Annotated in this window: 17 protein-coding genes; 13 read left to right on the forward strand and 4 right to left on the reverse strand. The window is 60.3% G+C overall.

Annotated features, from left to right (window positions below; all coding sequences use genetic code 11):
- Nucleotides 1–38: 38 nt before the first annotated feature.
- Complete coding sequence (gene ftsK, locus HX811_RS28485) at nt 39–2,447, reverse strand: DNA translocase FtsK (protein ID WP_003219614.1); 2,409 nt, start codon at nt 2,445–2,447, stop codon at nt 39–41.
- A gap of 487 nt (nt 2,448–2,934) precedes the next feature.
- Between ftsK and aat the strand changes: the two genes are divergently transcribed.
- From aat to infA, 3 genes are all read left to right on the forward strand, one after another.
- Nucleotides 2,935–3,615, forward strand: coding sequence for a leucyl/phenylalanyl-tRNA--protein transferase (aat, locus tag HX811_RS28490; RefSeq protein WP_003219611.1), 681 nt, complete (start codon nt 2,935–2,937; stop codon nt 3,613–3,615).
- Between the two features lie 55 nt (nt 3,616–3,670).
- Nucleotides 3,671–4,378 carry an arginyltransferase gene (locus HX811_RS28495; RefSeq protein WP_003219609.1) on the forward strand — a complete coding sequence of 236 codons (708 nt, stop codon included), beginning with the start codon at nt 3,671–3,673 and terminating at the stop codon, nt 4,376–4,378.
- A 100-nt stretch (nt 4,379–4,478) separates the two neighbouring features.
- Complete coding sequence (gene infA, locus HX811_RS28500) at nt 4,479–4,697, forward strand: translation initiation factor IF-1 (RefSeq protein ID WP_002553999.1); 219 nt, start codon at nt 4,479–4,481, stop codon at nt 4,695–4,697.
- 236 nt (nt 4,698–4,933) lie between these two features.
- Here the strand turns inward: infA and clpA are convergent, their stop codons facing one another.
- Nucleotides 4,934–7,204, reverse strand: a complete 2,271-nt coding sequence (gene clpA / locus HX811_RS28505; protein ID WP_003219606.1) for an ATP-dependent Clp protease ATP-binding subunit ClpA — start codon at nt 7,202–7,204, stop codon at nt 4,934–4,936.
- 29 nt (nt 7,205–7,233) lie between these two features.
- Nucleotides 7,234–7,623: an ATP-dependent Clp protease adapter ClpS gene (clpS, locus tag HX811_RS28510; RefSeq protein WP_177048401.1), complete on the reverse strand. Its 390-nt coding sequence runs from the start codon at nt 7,621–7,623 to the stop codon at nt 7,234–7,236.
- A 224-nt stretch (nt 7,624–7,847) separates the two neighbouring features.
- Here clpS and cspD point away from each other — a divergent pair, with 224 nt between their 5' ends.
- Nucleotides 7,848–8,108: a cold shock domain-containing protein CspD gene (gene cspD / locus HX811_RS28515; protein WP_023658953.1), complete on the forward strand. Its 261-nt coding sequence runs from the start codon at nt 7,848–7,850 to the stop codon at nt 8,106–8,108.
- A 70-nt stretch (nt 8,109–8,178) separates the two neighbouring features.
- Here cspD and icd read toward each other — a convergent pair whose 3' ends face one another.
- The gene (icd, locus tag HX811_RS28520; protein ID WP_003219599.1) at nt 8,179–9,435 is read right to left on the reverse strand and encodes an NADP-dependent isocitrate dehydrogenase; all 1,257 of its coding nucleotides are present in this window, start codon (nt 9,433–9,435) and stop codon (nt 8,179–8,181) included.
- A gap of 494 nt (nt 9,436–9,929) precedes the next feature.
- On the opposite strand from icd, the gene HX811_RS28525 reads away from it, so the two are divergent.
- From HX811_RS28525 to HX811_RS28565, 9 genes are all read left to right on the forward strand, one after another.
- A complete protein-coding gene (locus HX811_RS28525; protein ID WP_087693052.1) occupies nt 9,930–12,155 on the forward strand; it encodes an NADP-dependent isocitrate dehydrogenase in 2,226 nt (741 codons plus the stop codon).
- A 172-nt stretch (nt 12,156–12,327) separates the two neighbouring features.
- The gene (locus HX811_RS28530) at nt 12,328–13,545 is read left to right on the forward strand and encodes a serine hydrolase (protein WP_177041783.1); all 1,218 of its coding nucleotides are present in this window, start codon (nt 12,328–12,330) and stop codon (nt 13,543–13,545) included.
- Nucleotides 13,546–13,609: 64 nt separating this feature from the next.
- Nucleotides 13,610–14,056 (forward strand): NUDIX hydrolase, encoded by a 447-nt coding sequence (locus HX811_RS28535; RefSeq protein WP_177048403.1) that lies wholly within the window; start codon nt 13,610–13,612, stop codon nt 14,054–14,056.
- Between the two features lie 59 nt (nt 14,057–14,115).
- Nucleotides 14,116–15,240, forward strand: coding sequence for a tRNA 2-thiouridine(34) synthase MnmA (gene mnmA, locus HX811_RS28540; protein WP_003219588.1), 1,125 nt, complete (start codon nt 14,116–14,118; stop codon nt 15,238–15,240).
- Nucleotides 15,237–15,860, forward strand: coding sequence for a high frequency lysogenization protein HflD (gene hflD, locus HX811_RS28545; RefSeq protein WP_003219586.1), 624 nt, complete (start codon nt 15,237–15,239; stop codon nt 15,858–15,860). The genes mnmA and hflD overlap by 4 nt, the downstream gene beginning before the upstream one ends.
- A 124-nt stretch (nt 15,861–15,984) precedes the next feature.
- Nucleotides 15,985–17,355, forward strand: coding sequence for an adenylosuccinate lyase (purB, locus tag HX811_RS28550; RefSeq protein ID WP_003219584.1), 1,371 nt, complete (start codon nt 15,985–15,987; stop codon nt 17,353–17,355).
- Between the two features lie 84 nt (nt 17,356–17,439).
- Nucleotides 17,440–18,606, forward strand: a complete 1,167-nt coding sequence (locus HX811_RS28555; RefSeq protein ID WP_177048406.1) for a cupin domain-containing protein — start codon at nt 17,440–17,442, stop codon at nt 18,604–18,606.
- On the forward strand, nt 18,599–19,021 hold the full coding sequence (locus tag HX811_RS28560) for a GNAT family N-acetyltransferase (protein WP_003219580.1): 423 nt from the start codon (nt 18,599–18,601) through the stop codon (nt 19,019–19,021). Before HX811_RS28555 ends, HX811_RS28560 begins: the two co-directional genes overlap by 8 nt.
- A 239-nt stretch (nt 19,022–19,260) precedes the next feature.
- Nucleotides 19,261–19,998: a secretin N-terminal domain-containing protein gene (locus HX811_RS28565; protein WP_177020159.1), complete on the forward strand. Its 738-nt coding sequence runs from the start codon at nt 19,261–19,263 to the stop codon at nt 19,996–19,998.
- Nucleotides 19,999–20,381: the final 383 nt, after the last annotated feature.

Genomic DNA, 20,381 nt, shown 5'->3' on the forward strand with positions numbered 1-20,381 from the left:
GTTGCAAGGCGTGCCGCGTGTTGCCACGCGGCACGTAATCAGTCACGCATCTGCGCTGGCGCAATCACTTCGCGCGAGCCGTTGGTGTTCATCGAGGTGACCACGCCGGCCATTTCCATGGCTTCGATCATGCGGGCAGCGCGGTTGTAGCCAATCTTCAGCTTGCGCTGTACGGCGGAGATCGAGGCGCGGCGGCTTTCAAGCACGAACTGCACCGCTTCGTCGTAGAGCGCATCGGTCTCGGCATCATCGTCGCCACCGCCGCTGCCACCGTCGAAGCCGCTGCCGGCCTCTTCGACGCCGGCGAGGATGTCGTCGTTGTATTCCGGGGCGCCACGCAGCTTCCAGGCTTCCACCACACGGTGCACCTCATCGTCGGAGACGAACGCGCCGTGGACACGGATCGGCAAACTGGTGCCCGGCGGCATGTAGAGCATGTCACCGTGGCCCAGCAGTTGCTCGGCGCCGCCCTGGTCGATGATGGTCCGGGAATCGATCTTGCTCGACACCTGGAACGCCATGCGGGTCGGGATGTTGGCCTTGATCAGGCCGGTGATCACGTCCACCGACGGACGCTGGGTCGCGAGGATCAAGTGGATCCCGGCGGCCCGCGCCTTCTGGGCGATACGGGCGATCAGTTCTTCGACCTTCTTGCCGACGATCATCATCATGTCGGCAAATTCGTCGACCACCACCACGATGGTCGGCAATTTGGTCAACAGCGGCGCTTCGTCGTGGATGCTTTCGCGCTTGTACAACGGGTCGGTCAGCGGCGTGCCGGCGTCCTGGGCTTCCTTGACCTTGGCGTTGAAGCCCGACAGGTTACGCACGCCCATCTTCGCCATCAGCTTGTAGCGCCGTTCCATCTCGGCAACGCTCCAGCGCAGGGCGTTGGCCGCATCCTTCATGTCGGTCACCACCGGGCACAACAGGTGTGGAATGCCTTCGTAGATCGACAGCTCAAGCATTTTCGGGTCGATCATGATCAGCTTGGCGTCATCCGGGCCCGACTTGAACAGGATCGACAGGATCATCGCATTCACACCCACCGACTTACCGGAACCGGTGGTACCGGCAACCAGCAAGTGAGGCATTTTCGCCAGGTCGGTGATCACCGGCTTGCCGCCGATGTCGTGGCCCAGGGCCAGGGTGACCGGCGACTTGAAGTTGTCGTATTCCGGGGTCGACAGCACTTCGGAGAAGCGCACGATCTGCCGGTCTTCGTTGGGAATCTCGATACCGACGGTGGTCTTGCCCGGAATTACTTCCACCACTCGCACGCTGGTCACGGCCAGCGAACGCGCCAGATCCTTGGCCAGGTTGGAAATGCGGCTGACCTTGACGCCGGCAGCCGGCTGGATTTCGTAGCGGGTAATCACCGGGCCCGGGTGGATCGAATCCACCGAGACTTCGACGCCGAATTCCTTGAGCTTGATTTCCAGCAGGTGGCCGACGGCCGCCAGGGATTCAGGGGAATAATTGAGCTGTTTCTTTTCCGCAGGATCAAGAATCGAGATCGGCGGCAAGGTGCCTTCCACGGCGCTGTCGACAAACAACGGCGCCTGTTTCTCTTTCTGCACGCGGTGGCTCGGCTCGGGGGCCTTCGGCGGCGCAGGGGCGATCACCGGCGGCACTTGCTTCTCGCGGTCCGACATGTGCTTGGTCAGGGCCTGCTCGCGTTCGATCAGGCGTTCCTTGACCTTGGCCTGCTCACGCCGGTCCGGCGTGCTCGGGGCCACCACCTCGTTGACGCGGGTATCCACCTCGCGCAGTTGCGCAACCATGCGTTTGCGGTCCACCCGGGCCGACCACCAGCGATTGGCGGCGCCCTGGAACAGTTCGAGCAGGTCGAGGGTGATCTTGCCGGTCACGTCCATGACCTTGAACCAGGACAGGTCGGTAAACACGGTGAGGCCGAACAGGAACAGCGCGATGAACATCAGGGTGCTGCCCTGGATGTTCAGGGTCCTGCGGGCCAGGTCGCCGAGGCTTTCGCCCAGAGCGCCGCCGGCACCGGCCGGCAGACCGGTAGGTGCGTGGAAATGGATATGGGCCAGGGCCGCGCCGGACAACACCAGGAACACCAGGCCGATCAGGCGCCAGGAGAACAGCCAGCCGCTCCATTGCCACGGCTCGTGACGCTGGCGGAAGATCTGCCAGGTCTTGATGGCCAGCAGCAACGGGAAGATGTAAGCGAAGTAACCCAGCACCATGAACAGGATGTCGGCGCTGTAGGAGCCGGCCGGACCACCGAAGTTCTGCACGTCTTCGATCTTGCTGTTGTGGCTCCAGCCTGGATCGTCCTTGCCATAGGTGAGCAAGGCCATCATCAGGAACAGGCACAGCGCGCCGATGGCGATCAGTGCACCTTCCTTGAGTCGGTAGTGCAGGTGCTGGCGCCAGGCGGGCACGACTGCGGCTTTAGGTGTTGCGGCGGATTTCTTCAAAACGGGTCTTTTCCTGCGCCTTTAGCGCGTCCATCTGTTGAATGACTGCAAAACACTGCCCAATCCGGGCAGGTAAAAAATGAACGAGTGCCAGTGGAGCTACTTTTAACACCCTGCTACTGATTCATGAAACGGCGATAACGCCCCAATGGCCGCATTGTACGGGTTTGTGTGCGCGATGCCACGCACTTGGCCCTACGTTACACAGCATAGCCAATGTTCAATTTCATAACGTTCAATTTGAGCATGCATTGTCTTTACTGACAAAGGCTTATGAGCTGTTTTTGCCAATCCAGGCTAGCTTGCCGACCGACGTACGCGATTACGACCACGCCCCCGGCATAGAGTTGCAGAAACACCCGTTCATGCTTATCTGCACCGATCCCATGTTCGGGGTAGCCCCAGAGCGTTTCGTCGACAATAATCACAGCTCTTGCAACGGACAACATCGCCGTTACCGCCCTCCCCTTCCGTAAGCCTGGATGCCATGCTGACCTGGTTACAACGCAACACCCTGACCTTCCCACCGCTGGCCAAGGCCATGCGCGAACCCAATGGCCTGCTCGCGGCCGGTGGCGACCTGTCGGCCGACCGCCTGATCCAGGCCTACCGCCACGGCTGCTTTCCCTGGTTCTCGGAAGGCCAGCCCATCCTCTGGTGGTCGCCCGACCCACGCACCGTACTGTTCCCCGATGAGCTGCACGTTTCCCGCAGCCTCGGCAAATTGTTGCGCCAGCAGCGTTACACAGTGACCTTCGACCAGGACTTCGCTGCGGTTATCCAGGCGTGCGCGGCGCCGCGCAGTTATGCCGATGGCACCTGGATCACCGAAGCCATGCAGAACGCCTACCTGCAACTGCACCAGCGCGGTTATGCGCATTCGGTGGAGGTGTGGGACGCGGGCGAACTGGTGGGTGGCCTGTACGGCCTGGCGATGGGCCAGTTGTTTTTCGGCGAGTCCATGTTCAGTCGCGCCGACAACGCCTCGAAATACGGCTTTGCCACCCTGGTTCGGCAACTACAGGCCTGGGGCTTTGTGCTGATCGACTGCCAGATGCCCACCGATCACCTGCACAGCCTCGGCGCCCGCGCCATTCCCCGCAGCGACTTCGCCAACTACCTGCGCGACCATTTGGACCAAACCAGCTCTGCTCCGTGGGTTTCCTAGGCGACTTCCCCGCACCTGGCTTACACTTATTTCAAAGCTTATCCGAGGGTTGATCATGACCGAGCTGGCGCGTTTGAAGTTTTATGCCACTCAACCCCACTCATGCAGCTATCTGCCCGATGAGCAGGCCACCACGCTGTTCCTCGACCCCAGCCAGCCGATGGACGTGCATGTGTATGCCGATTTGTCGGAAATGGGCTTCCGGCGCAGCGGCGACCACCTTTACCGGCCGCACTGCCAGAACTGCAACGCCTGCGTACCGGCGCGCATCCCGGTGGCGCAGTTCCTGCCGGACCGCAACCAGAAACGCATCCTGAAGCGCAACGCCGACCTGACCGTTACCGCCACCAAACCCGGCTTCAGCGAAGAATATTTCGACCTTTACCAACGCTACATCGAACAGCGCCACGCCGACGGCGACATGTTCCCGCCCAGCCGCGACCAGTTTTCCACCTTCCTGGTGCGCGACCTGCCCTTCTCGCGCTTCTATGAGTTTCGGCTCGAGGGACGACTGGTGGCGGTCGCCGTGACCGACCTGCTGCCCAATGGCCTGTCGGCGGTCTACACCTTTTATGAGCCCGCCGAGGAACGGCGCAGCCTGGGACGCTTTGCGATCCTGTGGCAGATCGGTGAAGCCTTGCGCCTGGAATTGGAGGCGGTGTACCTCGGATACTGGATAAAAAACTGCAAAAAGATGAACTACAAGACCCAATATCGGCCCATTGAGCTGCTAATTAACCAAAGATGGGTCACGTTGAACTAGAACCTCTTGGCTTAAACACCCTTTTTCGGGCACAATGCACGCCGCTTTTGCCTGGCGCAGTTGCACCGGGCCATTCACTGGATACCGAGGGCTTTACTGCATGTCGAAAGAAGACAGCTTCGAAATGGAAGGCACTGTCGTCGACACCCTGCCCAACACCATGTTTCGTGTGGAGTTGGAAAATGGGCACGTCGTAACCGCGCATATCTCCGGCAAGATGCGCAAGAACTACATTCGTATTCTTACCGGTGACAAAGTGCGCGTCGAACTGACGCCCTATGACCTGAGCAAAGGGCGCATCACTTACCGCGCCCGTTAATCAAGTCAATACAAGACGCCCGGTTATGCCGGGCGTTTTTGTGTGTGCGCGATTTACCTGAAACCAGCAATCCCTTGTGGGAGCGGGCTTGCTCGCGAATGCGGCATATCAGTCACTGACTGTGTCGACTGGCACACCGCATTCGCGAGCAAGCCCGCTCCCACATTTGATCTGCATCGGTTTCAAGACAGCAAAAAGGCGCCTCTCGGCGCCTTTTTGTTTTGTTGCGTCAGCTATCAGGCCATTTCAGCCGTGGTTTCGAAGTCGAAGGTCAACTCGCCGTCCTTCAGATCGATATGCACCACGCCACCATGGTCTGCCAGTTCGCCAAACAGGATCTCTTCCGCCAGTGGGCGCTTGATCTTGTCCTGGATCAGGCGAGCCATTGGCCGAGCGCCCATTGCCGCGTCGTAGCCACCTTCCGCCAGCCAGTTGCGCGCCGCGTCCGAGACTTCCAGCTGCACGCGCTTGTCTTCCAACTGCGCCTGGAGCTCGGTGAGGAACTTGTCCACCACGCTTTTGATGACCTCATGGCTGAGGCGACCAAACTGAATGATGGTGTCCAGGCGGTTGCGGAATTCCGGCGTGAAACTCTTCTTGATCACTTCCATGGCGTCGGAAGAGTGATCCTGATGAGTAAAGCCAATGGAAGCCCGCGCGGCCGTTTCGGCACCGGCGTTGGTGGTCATGATCACGATCACGTTGCGGAAGTCCGCCTTGCGCCCGTTGTTGTCGGTCAGGGTGCCGTGGTCCATGACCTGCAACAGCAGGTTGAAGACTTCCGGGTGCGCCTTCTCGATTTCATCGAGCAGCAGTACGCAATGTGGCTGCTTGGTGATCGCCTCGGTCAACAGGCCGCCCTGGTCGAAGCCGACATAGCCCGGAGGCGCACCGATCAGGCGCGACACGGTGTGACGCTCCATGTACTCGGACATGTCGAAACGCACCAGCTCGATCCCCATGGCCTTGGCCAATTGCCGCGCCGCTTCGGTCTTGCCGACGCCGGTAGGCCCGGCGAACAGGAACGAACCGACCGGCTTGTCCGGCGACTTGAGGCCAGCGCGGGACAGCTTGATCGCGGTGGACAGCGAGTCGATCGCCGCATCCTGACCAAACACGGTCAGCTTGAGGTCGCGCTCCAGGTTACGCAGCAGCTCCCGATCGGAGGTGTTGACGTGTTTTGGCGGAATCCGCGCGATCTTCGCCACGATATCCTCGACCTGAGGCACGTCGATGCGTTTCACACGCTTCTCCACCGGCTGCAGGCGCTGGTAGGCACCCGCCTCGTCGATCACGTCGATGGCCTTGTCCGGCATGTGCCGGTCATTGATGTAGCGCGATGCCAGCTCGGCGGCTGCACGCAGCGCCTCATCGGTGTACTCGATGCCATGGTGCGCTTCAAAGCGCCCCTTGAGCCCGCGCAGGATGCCAATGGTGTCTTCTACCGAAGGCTCGGACACATCCACTTTCTGGAAGCGGCGCGCCAGGGCGCGGTCTTTTTCGAAGATCCCGCGGAATTCCTGGAACGTGGTCGAACCGATGCAACGGATATCGCCCGAAGACAGCAGCGGCTTGAGCAGGTTCGACGCATCCATCACGCCACCGGAAGCCGCACCGGCACCGATGATGGTGTGGATTTCGTCAATGAACAGGATCGCCTGCGGGCGTTTTTTCAACTCGCCGAGCAACGCCTTGAAGCGCTTCTCGAAATCGCCACGGTACTTGGTCCCGGCGAGCAATGCGCCCAGGTCAAGGGAGTAGACGACGCTGTTGGCCAGCAGGTCGGGCACCTGGTTATCAACAATGCGTTTGGCCAGGCCTTCGGCAATCGCGGTTTTACCCACGCCTGCCTCACCGACCAACAACGGGTTGTTCTTGCGGCGACGCGCCAGGATCTGCGCCACGCGCTCAACTTCCAGCTCACGCCCTACCAGCGGATCGATCCGCCCCTGGCGCGCCAGTTCGTTGAGGTTGCTGGCATAAGCGTCCAGCGGGTTGCTCGAAGAAGAAGACTCACCGCCCTCGTCATCCTGCATATCCTGCTCACCTTCCGAGTGATCGCCATGCCCTGGCACCTTGGAAATGCCATGGGCGATGTAGTTGACGACATCAATACGGGCAACGCTTTGCTGCTTGAGCAGGAACACAGCCTGGCTTTCCTGCTCGCTGAAGATCGCCACGAGCACATTGGCCCCTGTGACTTCGCGCTTGCCGGAGCTCTGTACGTGGAAAACGGCACGCTGCAGTACCCGCTGGAAGCCCAGGGTTGGCTGGGTCTCGCGGTCCTCGTCATGAACGGGGATCAACGGCGTGGTGGAGTCGATAAACTCCTGCAGGTCATGCTTGAGTTTGTCGAGATTGGCACCACACGCACGCAGTACGGTGGCGGCAGCTTCGTTATCCAAAAGTGCCAGCAGCAGGTGTTCGACGGTCATGAATTCATGACGCTTCGAACGGGCCTCCTTGAAGGCAAGATTGAGGGTGACTTCGAGCTCGCGGTTTAACATAGCTTCACCTCATACCCAAGTGGTCGGAGTTAACCGTCCTTCTCGATTTCACAGAGTAGCGGATGCTGGCTTTCCCTGGCGTACTGGTTGACCTGCATGGCCTTTGTCTCGGCGATGTCGCGGGTAAACACTCCACATACTGCCCGTCCTTCTGTGTGAACGGCCAGCATTACCTTGGTCGCCAACTCGCGGTTCAGGTTAAAAAACACCTCGAGCACTTCGACGACGAAATCCATCGGTGTGTAGTCATCATTGAACAAAACCACCTTGTACATCGGCGGCGCCTGTAAAGCAGGCTTGGCCTCCTGGACAGCAATGCCTGCAGAACCGTCGTCGTCTTCTTGACCATCCGGATGATCCTTATGGAGAGTCGGGCGATCCTGATTGAATGTTAGTCGAATCTGGCTGATTGCATGCATGGAAAGAAAGGTTCGTCAGTGGTTCAAATACAGTGGTGGGGGCGACCTGTCAGAATTTCAACTCTGACCGACTGGTCGCCTTGACTATCGGCAAATCAGTGTTACAACCAATAGAACCCACAGTGGGTAAAAAAGGTCCGCGCAGTCAACCTTATTTATTCGGGTTAGGACGGATAAACTGGATGATACTCCAGTGATGGAGTCTGGTGCAGAGGGATATGGGCATGGCGAGCGGTAAGGTCAAGTGGTTCAACAATGCCAAGGGTTACGGCTTCATCAACGAAGACGACAAGACTGACGACCTATTTGCGCATTACTCGGCTATCCAAATGGATGGCTACAAGACACTAAAGGCAGGGCAACCGGTTTCCTTCGACATCATTCAGGGACCCAAGGGCTTGCACGCAGTGAATATCAGCGCTCCAGTCAGCGCCACTACCCCCAAAGAGGGCGTCGCTCAAAAATCAAAAAGACAGCTGGCCTGATCAGCCACTGAGCAAACGCTCTAAAAAAAACCGGCCCATCAGGCCGGTTTTTTTACGCCCCTGTATCAGCTTACATATGCGAAATCAGCGCATCCCCGAACGCCGACGACGACAGCAACTTGGCGCCGTCCATCAAGCGGTGGAAGTCATAGGTCACCGTCTTGGCCGAAATTGCGCCGTTGGTGCCCTTGATGATCAGGTCGGCCGCTTCGGTCCAGCCCATGTGGCGCAACATCATTTCCGCCGACAGGATCAGCGAACCCGGGTTGACCTGGTCCTTGCCGGCATACTTCGGCGCAGTACCGTGGGTGGCTTCGAACATCGCCACGGTGTCGGACAGGTTGGCACCCGGCGCAATACCGATACCGCCCACTTCCGCCGCCAGGGCGTCGGACAGATAGTCACCGTTAAGATTAAGGGTGGCGATCACGTCGTATTCGGCCGGGCGCAGCAGGATCTGCTGGAGCATGGCGTCGGCAATGGCGTCCTTGACCACCACATTCTTGCCGGTGCGCGGGTTCTTGAATTGCATCCACGGGCCGCCATCCAACAGGGTCGCACCGAACTCTTCGGCCGCCACTTCGTAGGCCCATTCCTTGAAGGCACCTTCGGTGAACTTCATGATGTTGCCTTTGTGCACAATGGTCAGCGAGTCGCGGTCGTTATCCACGACATACTGCAAGGCCTTGCGCGCCAGGCGCTTGGTGCCTTCCAGGGACACCGGCTTGATGCCGATCCCGCAGTTCTGGTCGAAACGGATCTTGGTGACGCCCATCTCTTCCTTCAGGAACTTGATGACCTTGATCGCTTCCGGGGAGCCGGCTTTCCACTCGATGCCGGCGTAAATATCCTCGGAGTTCTCGCGGAAGATGGTCATGTCCACATCGCCTGGCTTCTTGACCGGGCTTGGCACGCCTTCGAACCAGCGCACCGGGCGCAGGCACACGTAAAGGTCGAGCTGTTGGCGCAGGGCCACGTTCAGCGAACGGATACCGCCACCGACTGGGGTGGTCAGCGGACCCTTGATGGAAACCACGTAGTCCTTGACCGCATCCAGGGTTTCCTGGGGCAGCCAGGTGTCCTGGTCGTAAACCTGGGTGGCCTTTTCGCCGGCATACACCTCCATCCAGGAGATTTTGCGCTTGCCGCCATAAGCCTTGTTAACAGCTGCATCGACCACCTTGATCATCACCGGGCTGATGTCGACGCCAATACCGTCACCCTCGATGAAGGGGATGATCGGGTTGTCAGGAACATTGAGAGAATGGTCTGCATTGACGGTGATTTTGTCGCCGACTGCCGGAACCTGAATCTTCTTGTATCCCATGCTGAACTCCATCTATGGATTGAACATCTGGCTGCGTTCGAGCCTACTCCAGATAAATGAGGACTGAAACCTCAGGCCCTGCACATTTGCGTCGAAAACAGCACATTTAGCGGCCTACAAGCTTGAAAGCAAAGGGAAAAGCGCCAATCTTGAGCACATCATGCGACTTTAGGCGCAACCCGCTGCCTGCGACCTTTAGACCAATGGACGACACACCTTTTGTATGAAGGCTCGGCGTAAGCATAGCGACCTATGTATAATGCCGCCGCTGACCAAAGAGTCACGACGGCCGACCGCTCTAGACAGACGCCCTCCGCCAGAAAAGCCGAGCTACTACAGTAGCTCACCCGCTTGACGCTCGACTGATGCAACCCAACATCACCGCGAAGAAACTTCGACATTTCGCTCATGGATGACTTTGAACGAACGCGCTTTACCCGGCGCATCTCGAGTTTCTGCGCATGCTTTCAGCAAAGAAGAGAGTTAATCCGAATATGCCCACCCGCTCGAAGATCATCTACACCTTCACCGACGAAGCACCAGCCCTCGCCACCTATTCACTGCTGCCTATCGTAGAGGCCTTCACCGCTTCCGCTGATATTGCCGTGGAAACCCGCGACATTTCCCTGGCCGCGCGCATCCTCGCAAGCTTCCCCGAGCAACTGGGCGCCAAGGCCGTGCCGGACCACCTCGCCGAACTGGGCGACCTGGCCGTTACCCCTGAAGCCAACATCATCAAGCTGCCGAACATCAGTGCCTCGACCCCTCAGCTGCAAGCTGCGATCAAGGAACTGCAGGCCCAGGGCTACGCCCTGCCGGACTACCCGGAAACCGTAACCACCGACGCGGAAAAAGAAACCCGTGCACGTTACGACAAGGTCAAGGGCAGCGCCGTGAACCCGGTACTGCGCGAAGGCAACTCCGACCGCCGCGCCCCGCTGTCGGTCAAGAACTACGCTCGCAAGCACCCGCACAAAATGGGCGCCTGGGCTGCCGACTCCAAGTCCCACGTTGCCCACATGAGCAACGGCGACTTCTACGGCAGCGAGAAAGCCGTTCAGATCGAGGGCGCTGATGCCGTCAAGATCGAACTGATCGCCAAGGACGGTACCGCTACCGTCCTGAAGGAAAAAACCAGCGTACAAGCTGGCGAGATCATCGACACCGCCGTGCTGAGCAAGAAAGCCCTGCGCAGCTTCATCGCCGCTGAAATCGAAGACGCCAAGAAACAAGGCGTGCTGCTGTCGGTTCACCTGAAAGCCACCATGATGAAGGTTTCCGACCCGATCATGTTCGGCCAGATCGTTGCCGAGTTCTATAAAGACGCACTGGCCAAGCACGCTGTGGTGCTGGAGCAGATCGGCTTCAACCTGAACAACGGCATCGGCGACCTGTACGCTCGCATCAAGGCCCTGCCGGCCGATCAGCAAGCGCAGATCGAAGCCGACATCCAGGCGGTATACGCTGCTCGCCCTTCCCTGGCGATGGTCAACTCCGACAAAGGCATCACCAACCTGCACGTGCCGAGCGACGTCATCGTCGACGCCTCGATGCCTGCCATGATCCGTGACTCCGGCAAGATGTGGGGCACCGACGGCCAGCTGCACGACACCAAGGCTGTGATCCCGGATCGCTGCTACGCCACTATCTACCAGGCAGTCATCGAAGACTGCAAGGCCAATGGCGCCTTCGACCCAACCACCATGGGCAGCGTGCCAAACGTTGGCCTGATGGCGAAAAAAGCCGAAGAGTACGGCTCCCACGACAAGACCTTCCAGATCAAGGCTGACGGCGTAGTCCGCGTCACCGACAGCAAGGGCAACCTGCTGATGGAACAGGCTGTTGAAGCCGGCGACATCTTCCGCATGTGCCAGACCAAAGACGCGCCGATCCAGGACTGGGTCAAACTGGCCGTCAACCGCGCCCGCGCCAGCAACACCCCGGCCATCTTCTGGCTGGACCCACAGCGCGCGCACGACGGCGTCGTGGTCGAGAAAGTTCAGGCTTACCTGAAAGACCACAACACCGAAGGCCTGGACATCCGCATCATGTCGCCAGTCGACGCGATGAAGTTCACCCTGGAGCGCACCCGCAAGGGCCTGGACACCATCTCGGTGACCGGCAACGTTCTGCGCGACTACCTGACCGACCTGTTCCCGATCATGGAACTGGGCACCAGCGCCAAGATGCTGTCGATCGTGCCGCTGATGAACGGTGGCGGCCTGTTCGAAACCGGCGCTGGCGGCTCGGCTCCGAAGCACGTGCAGCAACTGGTTGAAGAGAACTTCCTGCGCTGGGATTCCCTGGGCGAGTTCCTGGCCCTGGCCGCATCCCTCGAGCATTTGGGTGTGACGTACAACAACCCGAAAGCCCTGGTGCTGTCCAAGACCCTGGACCAGGCCACCGGCCAGTTCCTCGACAACAACAAGTCGCCATCGCGCAAAGTCGGCAACATCGACAACCGCGGCAGCCACTTCTACCTGGCGCTGTACTGGGCTCAAGCCCTGGCGGCCCAGACCGAAGACACTGCACTGCAAGCGCAGTTTGGCGAACTGGCCAAGACCCTGACCGCGAATGAGGCAACCATCGTTGCCGAGCTCAACGCTGTCCAGGGCAAGCCAGTGGACATCGGTGGCTACTACGCACCGAACGCCGAGCTGACCAGCAAGGCCATGCGCCCAAGCGCCACCCTCAACGCGGCAATCGCTGCGCTGGTGTGATGCCTTGAGGTGCCGCCGCACGAGGATCGCTGACTGATCCTCGTGCGACAGGAAAATCCGGAATTCGAAAGGATTCCGGATTTTTTTTGCCTGTTTTTCAGGAACGGGCGCAGTCCTTGCTTTGTCTTCTTATTGTTCCAACCCTCAAAGAACAATAAATAAGGACGTTCCCATGCCAAGAAACCTCCTACAGGCGCTGACCTGCTCCTCGGTCCTGGCCCTGCTGACGGCCTGCGCAGGCACTTCAAGTCCCTACCCCCACGCCCAGGAACCGATCGGCGACGTACAGACCATGTACGACGGCAAACTCAGTGAACCCGACGCTGTCAGCACCTTCCGCAACATTGATCGCCTGTTCCCGGTACGCACCATCAAGGCCGGTGGCCACCCGTTTCCACTGCCGCACAGCAGCCAACCGCTGGGGCCAGTGGCCTTCGACTATGAAGGCAAACGCTACAGCCTCGACGACTACGTCGCCCTCAACCGGGTAACAGGCCTGCTGGTGATCAAGAACGGCCAGGTCGTTACTGAACGCTACGAAAAAGGCAACACGCCGGACACCCGGTGGATGTCGATGTCGGTGGCCAAGTCGATCACCTCGACCCTCGTGGGCGCCGCGCTGCAGGACGGCTCGATCAAAAGCCTGGATGACAAAGTCACCCAATACCTGCCCGCACTCGCCGGCAGTGGTTACGACCAGGCCACCGTACGCCAGGTCCTGGCGATGCGCTCCGGGGTCAAATGGAGTGAGAAATACGCCGACCCGATGTCAGACCGGCGCATGATGCTCAAGCTGCAAACCGAACAGGTGCCCGGCTCCGCCCTCAAGTTCATGGCCAGCCTGCCCAGCGCCGCGCCGCCCGGCACCCGCACCAACTACAGTACCGGCGAGACCCAAGTGCTGGGCCAACTGGTCAGCGCCGCCACGGGCAAGCCACTTGCGCAATACCTGAGCGAGAAGATCTGGGCGCCCTACGGCATGCAAACCGACGCCAACTGGTGGCTCGATGGCCCCAATGGCAACGAAGTCGGCGGCAGCGGCATCAGTGCAACGCTGGAAGATTACGGGCGCTTCGGACAGTTCGTACTCAGCGGCGGCAAAGCCGGCGACAAACAGGTCCTGCCCCAGGGCTGGATGAGCTTCGCCAGCGCCACCACCGGCACCGACCCGGCGTACGGCGACTTTGCCTCCATGTGGTGGCCCGCCTGGACCGCCGCCTCGAAGGCGGACAAGGCCTTCACGGCTGCCGGCATTTTCGGGCAGTTTGTCTACATCAATCCCACGCAGAACGTGGTGATCGTCGTATGGCAAGCGCAAACCAAAGCCACCGGCGGTGAAGTGATTGATGACATGGTCGCCTTCGACGCGATCACCAAGGCCGCGAAGTAACCGACAGGGGCGCTCTCGGCGGGCGCCCCTGTATGATGTTTCTCTGATTTCTCGAGACTCTCCCATGACCTGGCTCCCCCACATTACTGTCGCCACCATCGTCGAAGACAACGGCCGCTTCCTGATGGTCGAAGAACTCAAGGGCGGCCGCGCCGTGCTCAACCAGCCCGCCGGCCACCTCGACCCGAACGAAACCCTGACCGAGGCCGCCGTGCGCGAAACCCTCGAAGAGACCGGCTGGGACGTCGAAGCCACCGGGATTGTCGGGATTTACCTGTACACCGCTCCCAGCAATGGCGTGACCTATCAGCGCGTATGCTTCATCGCCAAGGCCCTGCAACACCACCCGGACTACCCACTGGACGACGGTATTCTGCGCGCCCGCTGGCTGACCCGTGACGAATTGATGGCCCTGCGCGAAGACTGGCGCAGCGAGCTGATCATTCGCTGCATCGACGATTATCTGGCCGGCCAGCACCACAGCCTCGAATTGATCCGCCCTTCTCTTTAGCCTTGCAGGCGCGAGCCTGCTAGAATCGCGTCCTTTTTAAAGACTCCCGTTGAAATCCTATGCGTGATCCAGCCCCTTCTGACACACAAAAGAAGCGCGTCATCGTCGGTATGTCCGGCGGCGTGGATTCTTCCGTTTCCGCCGTTCTGCTCATGGAGCAGGGTTATGAGGTGGAAGGCCTGTTCATGAAGAACTGGGAAGAAGACGATGGAACGGAATATTGCACCGCCATGGACGACCTGGCGGATGCCCAGGCCGTCTGCGACAAAATCGGCATCAAGCTGCACACCGCCAACTTCGCCGCCGAGTACTGGGACAACGTGTTCGAGCACTTCCTGGCCGAATACAAGGCCGGTCGCACGCCAAACCCGGACATCCTGTGTAACCGCGAGATCAAGTTCAAGGCGTTCCTCGACTACGCGATGATCCTCGGTGCCGACCTGATTGCTACGGGCCACTACGTGCGCCGTCGCGACATCGATGGTCGCACCGAGCTGCTCAAGGGCCTGGACGCCAACAAGGACCAGAGCTACTTCCTGCACGCCGTCGGCGGCGAACAGATCGCCAAGACCCTGTTCCCGGTGGGCGAGCTGGAAAAGCCCGAAGTGCGCGCCATTGCCGAGAAACACGGCCTGGCCACCGCCAAGAAGAAGGATTCCACCGGGATCTGCTTTATCGGCGAGCGCCGTTTCAGCGACTTCCTCAAGCAGTACCTGCCGGCGCAACCGGGCGAGATCAAGACCACCGAAGGCGAGATCATCGGCCGTCACCACGGCTTGATGTACCACACCATCGGCCAGCGCCAGGGCCTGGGCATCGGCGGCTTGAAAGACGCCGGCGAAGAGCCGTGGTACGTGCTGGTCAAGGACCTGGAGCACAACGAGCTGATCGTGGGCCAGGGCAATGACCACCCATGGCTGTTCTCCCGTGCCCTGCTGGCCTCGGACATCTACTGGGTCAACCCGGTGGACCTCAGCAGCCCGCGCCGCCTCACGGCCAAAGTGCGCTATCGCCAGAGCGACCAGCCCTGCACCCTGGAAAAAACCGCCACCGGCTATCGCGCCACTTTCGACGACCCGCAGCGCGCCGTAACGCCGGGCCAATCGGTAGTGTTCTATGACGGAGAGATTTGCCTGGGGGGCGGTGTGATCGAAGTTGCCGAACCCTGGAGCAGCCAGGCATGAGCCCGACCCAGGAGCAACTGACGGCACTGGGCGGCGTGTTTCTCGCCGCGGTGCTGGTGGACAAGATCGCCAAGACCGGCCAGGTCACCGAGGCCGGCCTGACCTGCATGCTCGGCAGCCTGCTGATCCGCGACCCGAAGGACACCCTGGAAGTGTACGGCGGCGACGACCTGGCCCTGCGCGAAGGTTATCGCGCACTGGTCGGCGCCCTCGAGCGCGACCCAAGCACCTTGCAGCGCGAGCCGCTGCGCTACGCCCTGTCGATGCTCGGCCTGGAGCGTCAATTGGCCAAGCGCGACGACCTGCTGGACACCATCGGCAAGCGCCTGCCGCAGATCCAGTCCCAGGTCGAGCATTTTGGCCCGGCCCACGAAAACGTGATCGCAGCCTGTGGCGCCCTGTACCAGGACACCCTGAGCACCTTGCGCCAGCGGATCCAGGTGCACGGCGATATGCGCAACCTGCAACAACCGAACAACGCCTCGAAAATCCGCGCCCTGCTGTTGGCCGGTATTCGTTCGGCGCGGTTATGGCGCCAATTGGGCGGTCATCGTTGGCAGCTGGTGGTCAGCCGACGCAAATTGCTGAAAGAGCTTTACCCGTTGATGCGCAACGAATAAGTCGCAGCAACCGATTTTTTTATAGCCCCACGCGTAATACGCCGGTCAGTTGGCAACGGACCGGCGGATTTTTTCATGTATGATACGCGCCCCATTTCGTTGCCCGACTGTCCGAGAACACCCCATGCAGCTTTCTTCGCTCACTGCGGTTTCCCCTGTTGACGGCCGCTACGCCGGCAAAACCCAGGCCCTGCGCCCTATTTTCAGCGAATACGGCTTGATCCGTGCTCGTGTTCTGGTTGAAGTGCGCTGGCTCCAGCGCCTGGCCGCTCACCCTGGCATCAGCGAAGTGCCGGCGTTCTCTGCCGAAGCCAACGCTGTGCTGAACGCCCTGGCGGAAAACTTCGCTCTGGAGCACGCCGAGCGTGTCAAAGAGATCGAGCGCACCACCAACCACGACGTTAAAGCCATCGAATACCTGCTCAAAGAGCAAGCGGCCAAGCTGCCGGAACTGGCCAAGGTCAGCGAGTTCATCCACTTTGCCTGCACCAGCGAGGACATCAACAACCTGTCCCACGCCCTGATGCTGCGCGAAGGCCGTGATGACGTGATGCTGCCACTGATGCGCCAGACTGCCGACGCCATCCGCGAACTGGCGATCCGTTTCGCCGACGTTCCGATGCTGTCGCGCACCCACGGCCAGCCGGCTTCGCCGACCACCCTGGGTAAAGAACTGGCCAACGTGGTGTACCGCCTGGAGCGCCAGATCGCTCAAGTCGCGGCCGTACCGCTGCTGGGCAAGATCAACGGCGCCGTAGGCAACTACAACGCCCACCTGTCGGCCTATCCTGAGATCGACTGGGAAGAAAACGCCCGCGCCTTCATCGAAGACGAACTGGGCCTGGGTTTCAACCCGTACACCACGCAAATCGAACCCCACGACTACATCGCCGAGCTGTTCGACGCGATTGCGCGCTTCAACACCATCCTGATCGACTTCGATCGCGATATCTGGGGCTACATCTCCCTGGGCTACTTCAAGCAGCGCACCATTGCCGGCGAAATCGGTTCGTCGACCATGCCGCACAAGGTCAACCCGATCGACTTCGAAAACTCCGAAGGCAACCTCGGGATCGCCAACGCCCTGTTCCAGCACCTGGCCAGCAAGTTGCCAATTTCCCGCTGGCAGCGCGACCTGACCGACTCCACCGTACTGCGCAACCTCGGCGTGGGCTTCGCCCACAGCGTGATCGCGTACGAAGCCAGCCTCAAAGGCATCAGCAAACTGGAGCTCAACGAGCAGAAGATCGCCGCTGACCTGGACGCTTGCTGGGAAGTCCTGGCCGAGCCGATCCAGACCGTGATGCGCCGCTACAACATCGAAAACCCGTACGAGAAGCTCAAAGAGCTGACCCGCGGCAAGGGCATCACCTCCGAAGCGCTGCAAACTTTCATTGACGGCCTGGATATGCCAGCCGCCGCCAAGGCCGAGCTGAAACTGCTCACCCCGGCCAACTACATCGGCAACGCTGTGGCTCAAGCCAAACGCATCTGATAGAAGCTTGACCCCTTGAGACGCCCGGCAGCGCCGGGCGTTTTTATTCCCGTCTGAAAAGTGCTTTTTTTCAATAGGTTACACATGAATCCTGACATTCCTCTTCAACTTCTGGGCGGCATCACGGCACGGGAATTCCTGCGCGACTACTGGCAGAAAAAACCCCTGCTGATCCGCCAGGCCATCCCTGACTTCGAAAGCCCGATCGACGCCGACGAACTGGCCGGCCTGGCGCTGGAAGAAGAAGTCGAGTCGCGCCTGATCATCGAACACGGCGAACGCCCGTGGGAGTTGCGCCGCGGCCCGTTCGCCGAAGATGCCTTCAGCACCCTGCCCAAGCGCGAGTGGACCCTGCTGGTGCAGGCGGTCGACCAGTTCGTGCCGGAAGTGGCCGAACTGCTGGAAAACTTCCGCTTCCTGCCAAGCTGGCGCATTGACGATGTGATGATCAGCTACGCCGCCCCGGGTGGCAGCGTGGGCCCGCACTTCGACAACTACGACGTGTTCCTGCTGCAAGGTTCCGGCAAGCGCAACTGGAAGATCGGCCAGATGTGCAACTCCGAAAGCCCGCTGCTGCAACACGCGGACCTGCGCATCCTCGCTGAATTCGAAGAGACCGCCGAATGGGTGCTGGAACCGGGCGACATGCTCTACCTGCCGCCCCGCCTGGCCCACTGCGGTGTGGCCGTGGATGATTGCATGACCTACTCCGTAGGCTTCCGCGCCCCGAGCGCCGCTGAAGTGCTGACCCACTTCACCGACTTCCTCAGCCAGTACCTGACTGACGAAGAGCGCTACACCGACGCCGATGCCCAGCCGGTCAGCGACCCGCACCAGATCCAGGGCGACGCCCTCGACCGCCTGAAAAGCCTGTTGGCCGAGCACATGAGCGACGAGCGCATGCTGCTGACCTGGTTCGGCCAGTTCATGACCGAGCCGCGCTACCCGGAACTGGTCGCCGGCCCGGAAGTGGAAGAAGAAGACCTGCTGGGCAGCCTGGAAAACGGCGCCGTGCTGATCCGCAACCCGAGCGCCCGCCTGGCCTGGTCCGAAGTCGACGACGACCTGCTGCTGTTCGCCAGCGGCCAGAGCCGCCTGTTGCCGGGCAAGCTGCGGGAACTGCTGAAGCTGGTGTGCGCCGCCGACGCCCTGCACATCGACAACCTCGGCCCATGGCTGGCGGATGAAGATGGCTGCGCCCTGCTGTGGGAACTGGTCAAGCAAGGAAGCCTGGGGTTTGCCGATGAATAAGATTCACGTAAGTGTCGCGGACTGGCAAAAGGATATCGCCGAGATACGGCGCATTCGTGAAGCGGTATTTATCGCTGAACAATCGGTTCCACCGGAGCTGGAATGGGATGCAGACGACGCGAGTGCCGTGCATTTCCTGGCGTTCGAAGGCGACTTTCCCATCGGTACTGCACGCCTGCTGCCTACCGGCGAGATCGGCCGCGTGTCGGTTCTCAAGGACTGGCGGGGCCTGAAGGTCGGCGACAAGCTGATGGAAGCGGTGATCGGCGTGGCCGAGAAACGCGGCCAGACCCGGCAGATCCTCAGCGCACAGGTCCATGCGGCGCCGTTTTATGAGCGCCTGGGCTTCAAGATTGTCAGCGATGAGTTCCTGGAAGTCGGGATTCCTCACGTTGATATGGTGCGCGAGGGCTGACCCGAGACCGCGCCGCGCCCTTCGCAGGCAAGCCAGCTCCCACATTCGATCCAGTACATCCTTTGGAATGAGGTCAAATGTGGGAGCGGGCTTGCTCGCGAAGGCGCCATCAGCAACACCTCAAAAGGCCCTGCCATCCCCCGATGCCAGGGCCTTTTGCCGTCCAGGATTCAACTTGCACCCCGCCAGGCCGACAAACTGGCAATATCTAGCCTAAATGACTCGCAGAGATAACGGACATGTCCCTACGCACCCTGCTCACCCTGTTGCTCCTGGCCACCAGTTTCTCGGTGATGGCCGCCACCGAAGTCGTGCCCCTGAGCAACCGCACCAGCGCCGACCTGCTGCCGGTGGCGCAGAACTTTATCGGCAAGGACGGCACCGTCAGCGCCTACGGCAACCAACTGATCGTGAATGCCGAGCCCGACAAGATCCAGGGCCTGCGCGCCTTGCTCGCGCAACTGGATACGCCTTCCAAACGCCTGTTGATCACCGTCGACACCAACGAAAACAACCAGCAGAGCAACGGCAACAATCAAACACAGGTCATCACCTACAGCACCGAAAGCCGTGACGGCGGGATCCAGCAGATCCAGGCCAGCGAAGGCGTGCCCGCGCTGATCCAGGTCGGCCAGAGCGTGCCCCTCACCACCACCCAGCCCGATGCCTACGGCCGCCCGCAGAACCAGACCCAGTATCGCAACGTAACCCAGGGTTTCTACGTGACGGCCAGCGTCACCGGCGAGACCGTTCACCTGAGCATCAGTACCAATCGTGACCGCATGAGCCAGGAACGTCCCGATGTAGTGAGCGTGCAAAGTACCGACACAACTGTCAGCGGACGCCTGGGCGAGTGGATCACCCTGGCCGGGATCAACCGCCAGACCCAGGCCGACAAAAGCACTACAACCCGCAGCTACTCTACTCAAGGGCGCGATGACCTGACATTGCGGGTCAAAGTCGACACGCTGAACTGAAGCACCAAAAACTGACTGGCGAGTCGTATTAGACTAAAGATGTAGTGCTTTAAAAAAAGCACTACAAAACATTTGACGATCCAAAAAAGCATGGGCATGATGGCCTCGCTCCCGCTAATCAGGGGCCCTGGCAAGGGCCTTCGGATCGTCGCTCAAAGCCACCCACCTGAGCCGATTCGTGTCTGTACCGCCCACAAGGTGTGTTTGACGAGGTTGCGACTGGAACGAAGTTGTCCCGAGGGACGGAAGCTAACCAGGTAACCCGGCAACACACTGATGGATCGTACAAAGGCCCACGACGCCCGAAGACTGTTCGCAGTTCGCCCTTACCTGCTCAACTCCCCCTTGAGCCACTCGTTCATCCCGTCGCCTTCCCCGCCGAG

Origin of the sequence: Pseudomonas sp. F8002 (assembly GCF_013385495.1) — a bacterium.
Classification (GTDB): Bacteria; Pseudomonadota; Gammaproteobacteria; order Pseudomonadales; family Pseudomonadaceae; genus Aquipseudomonas.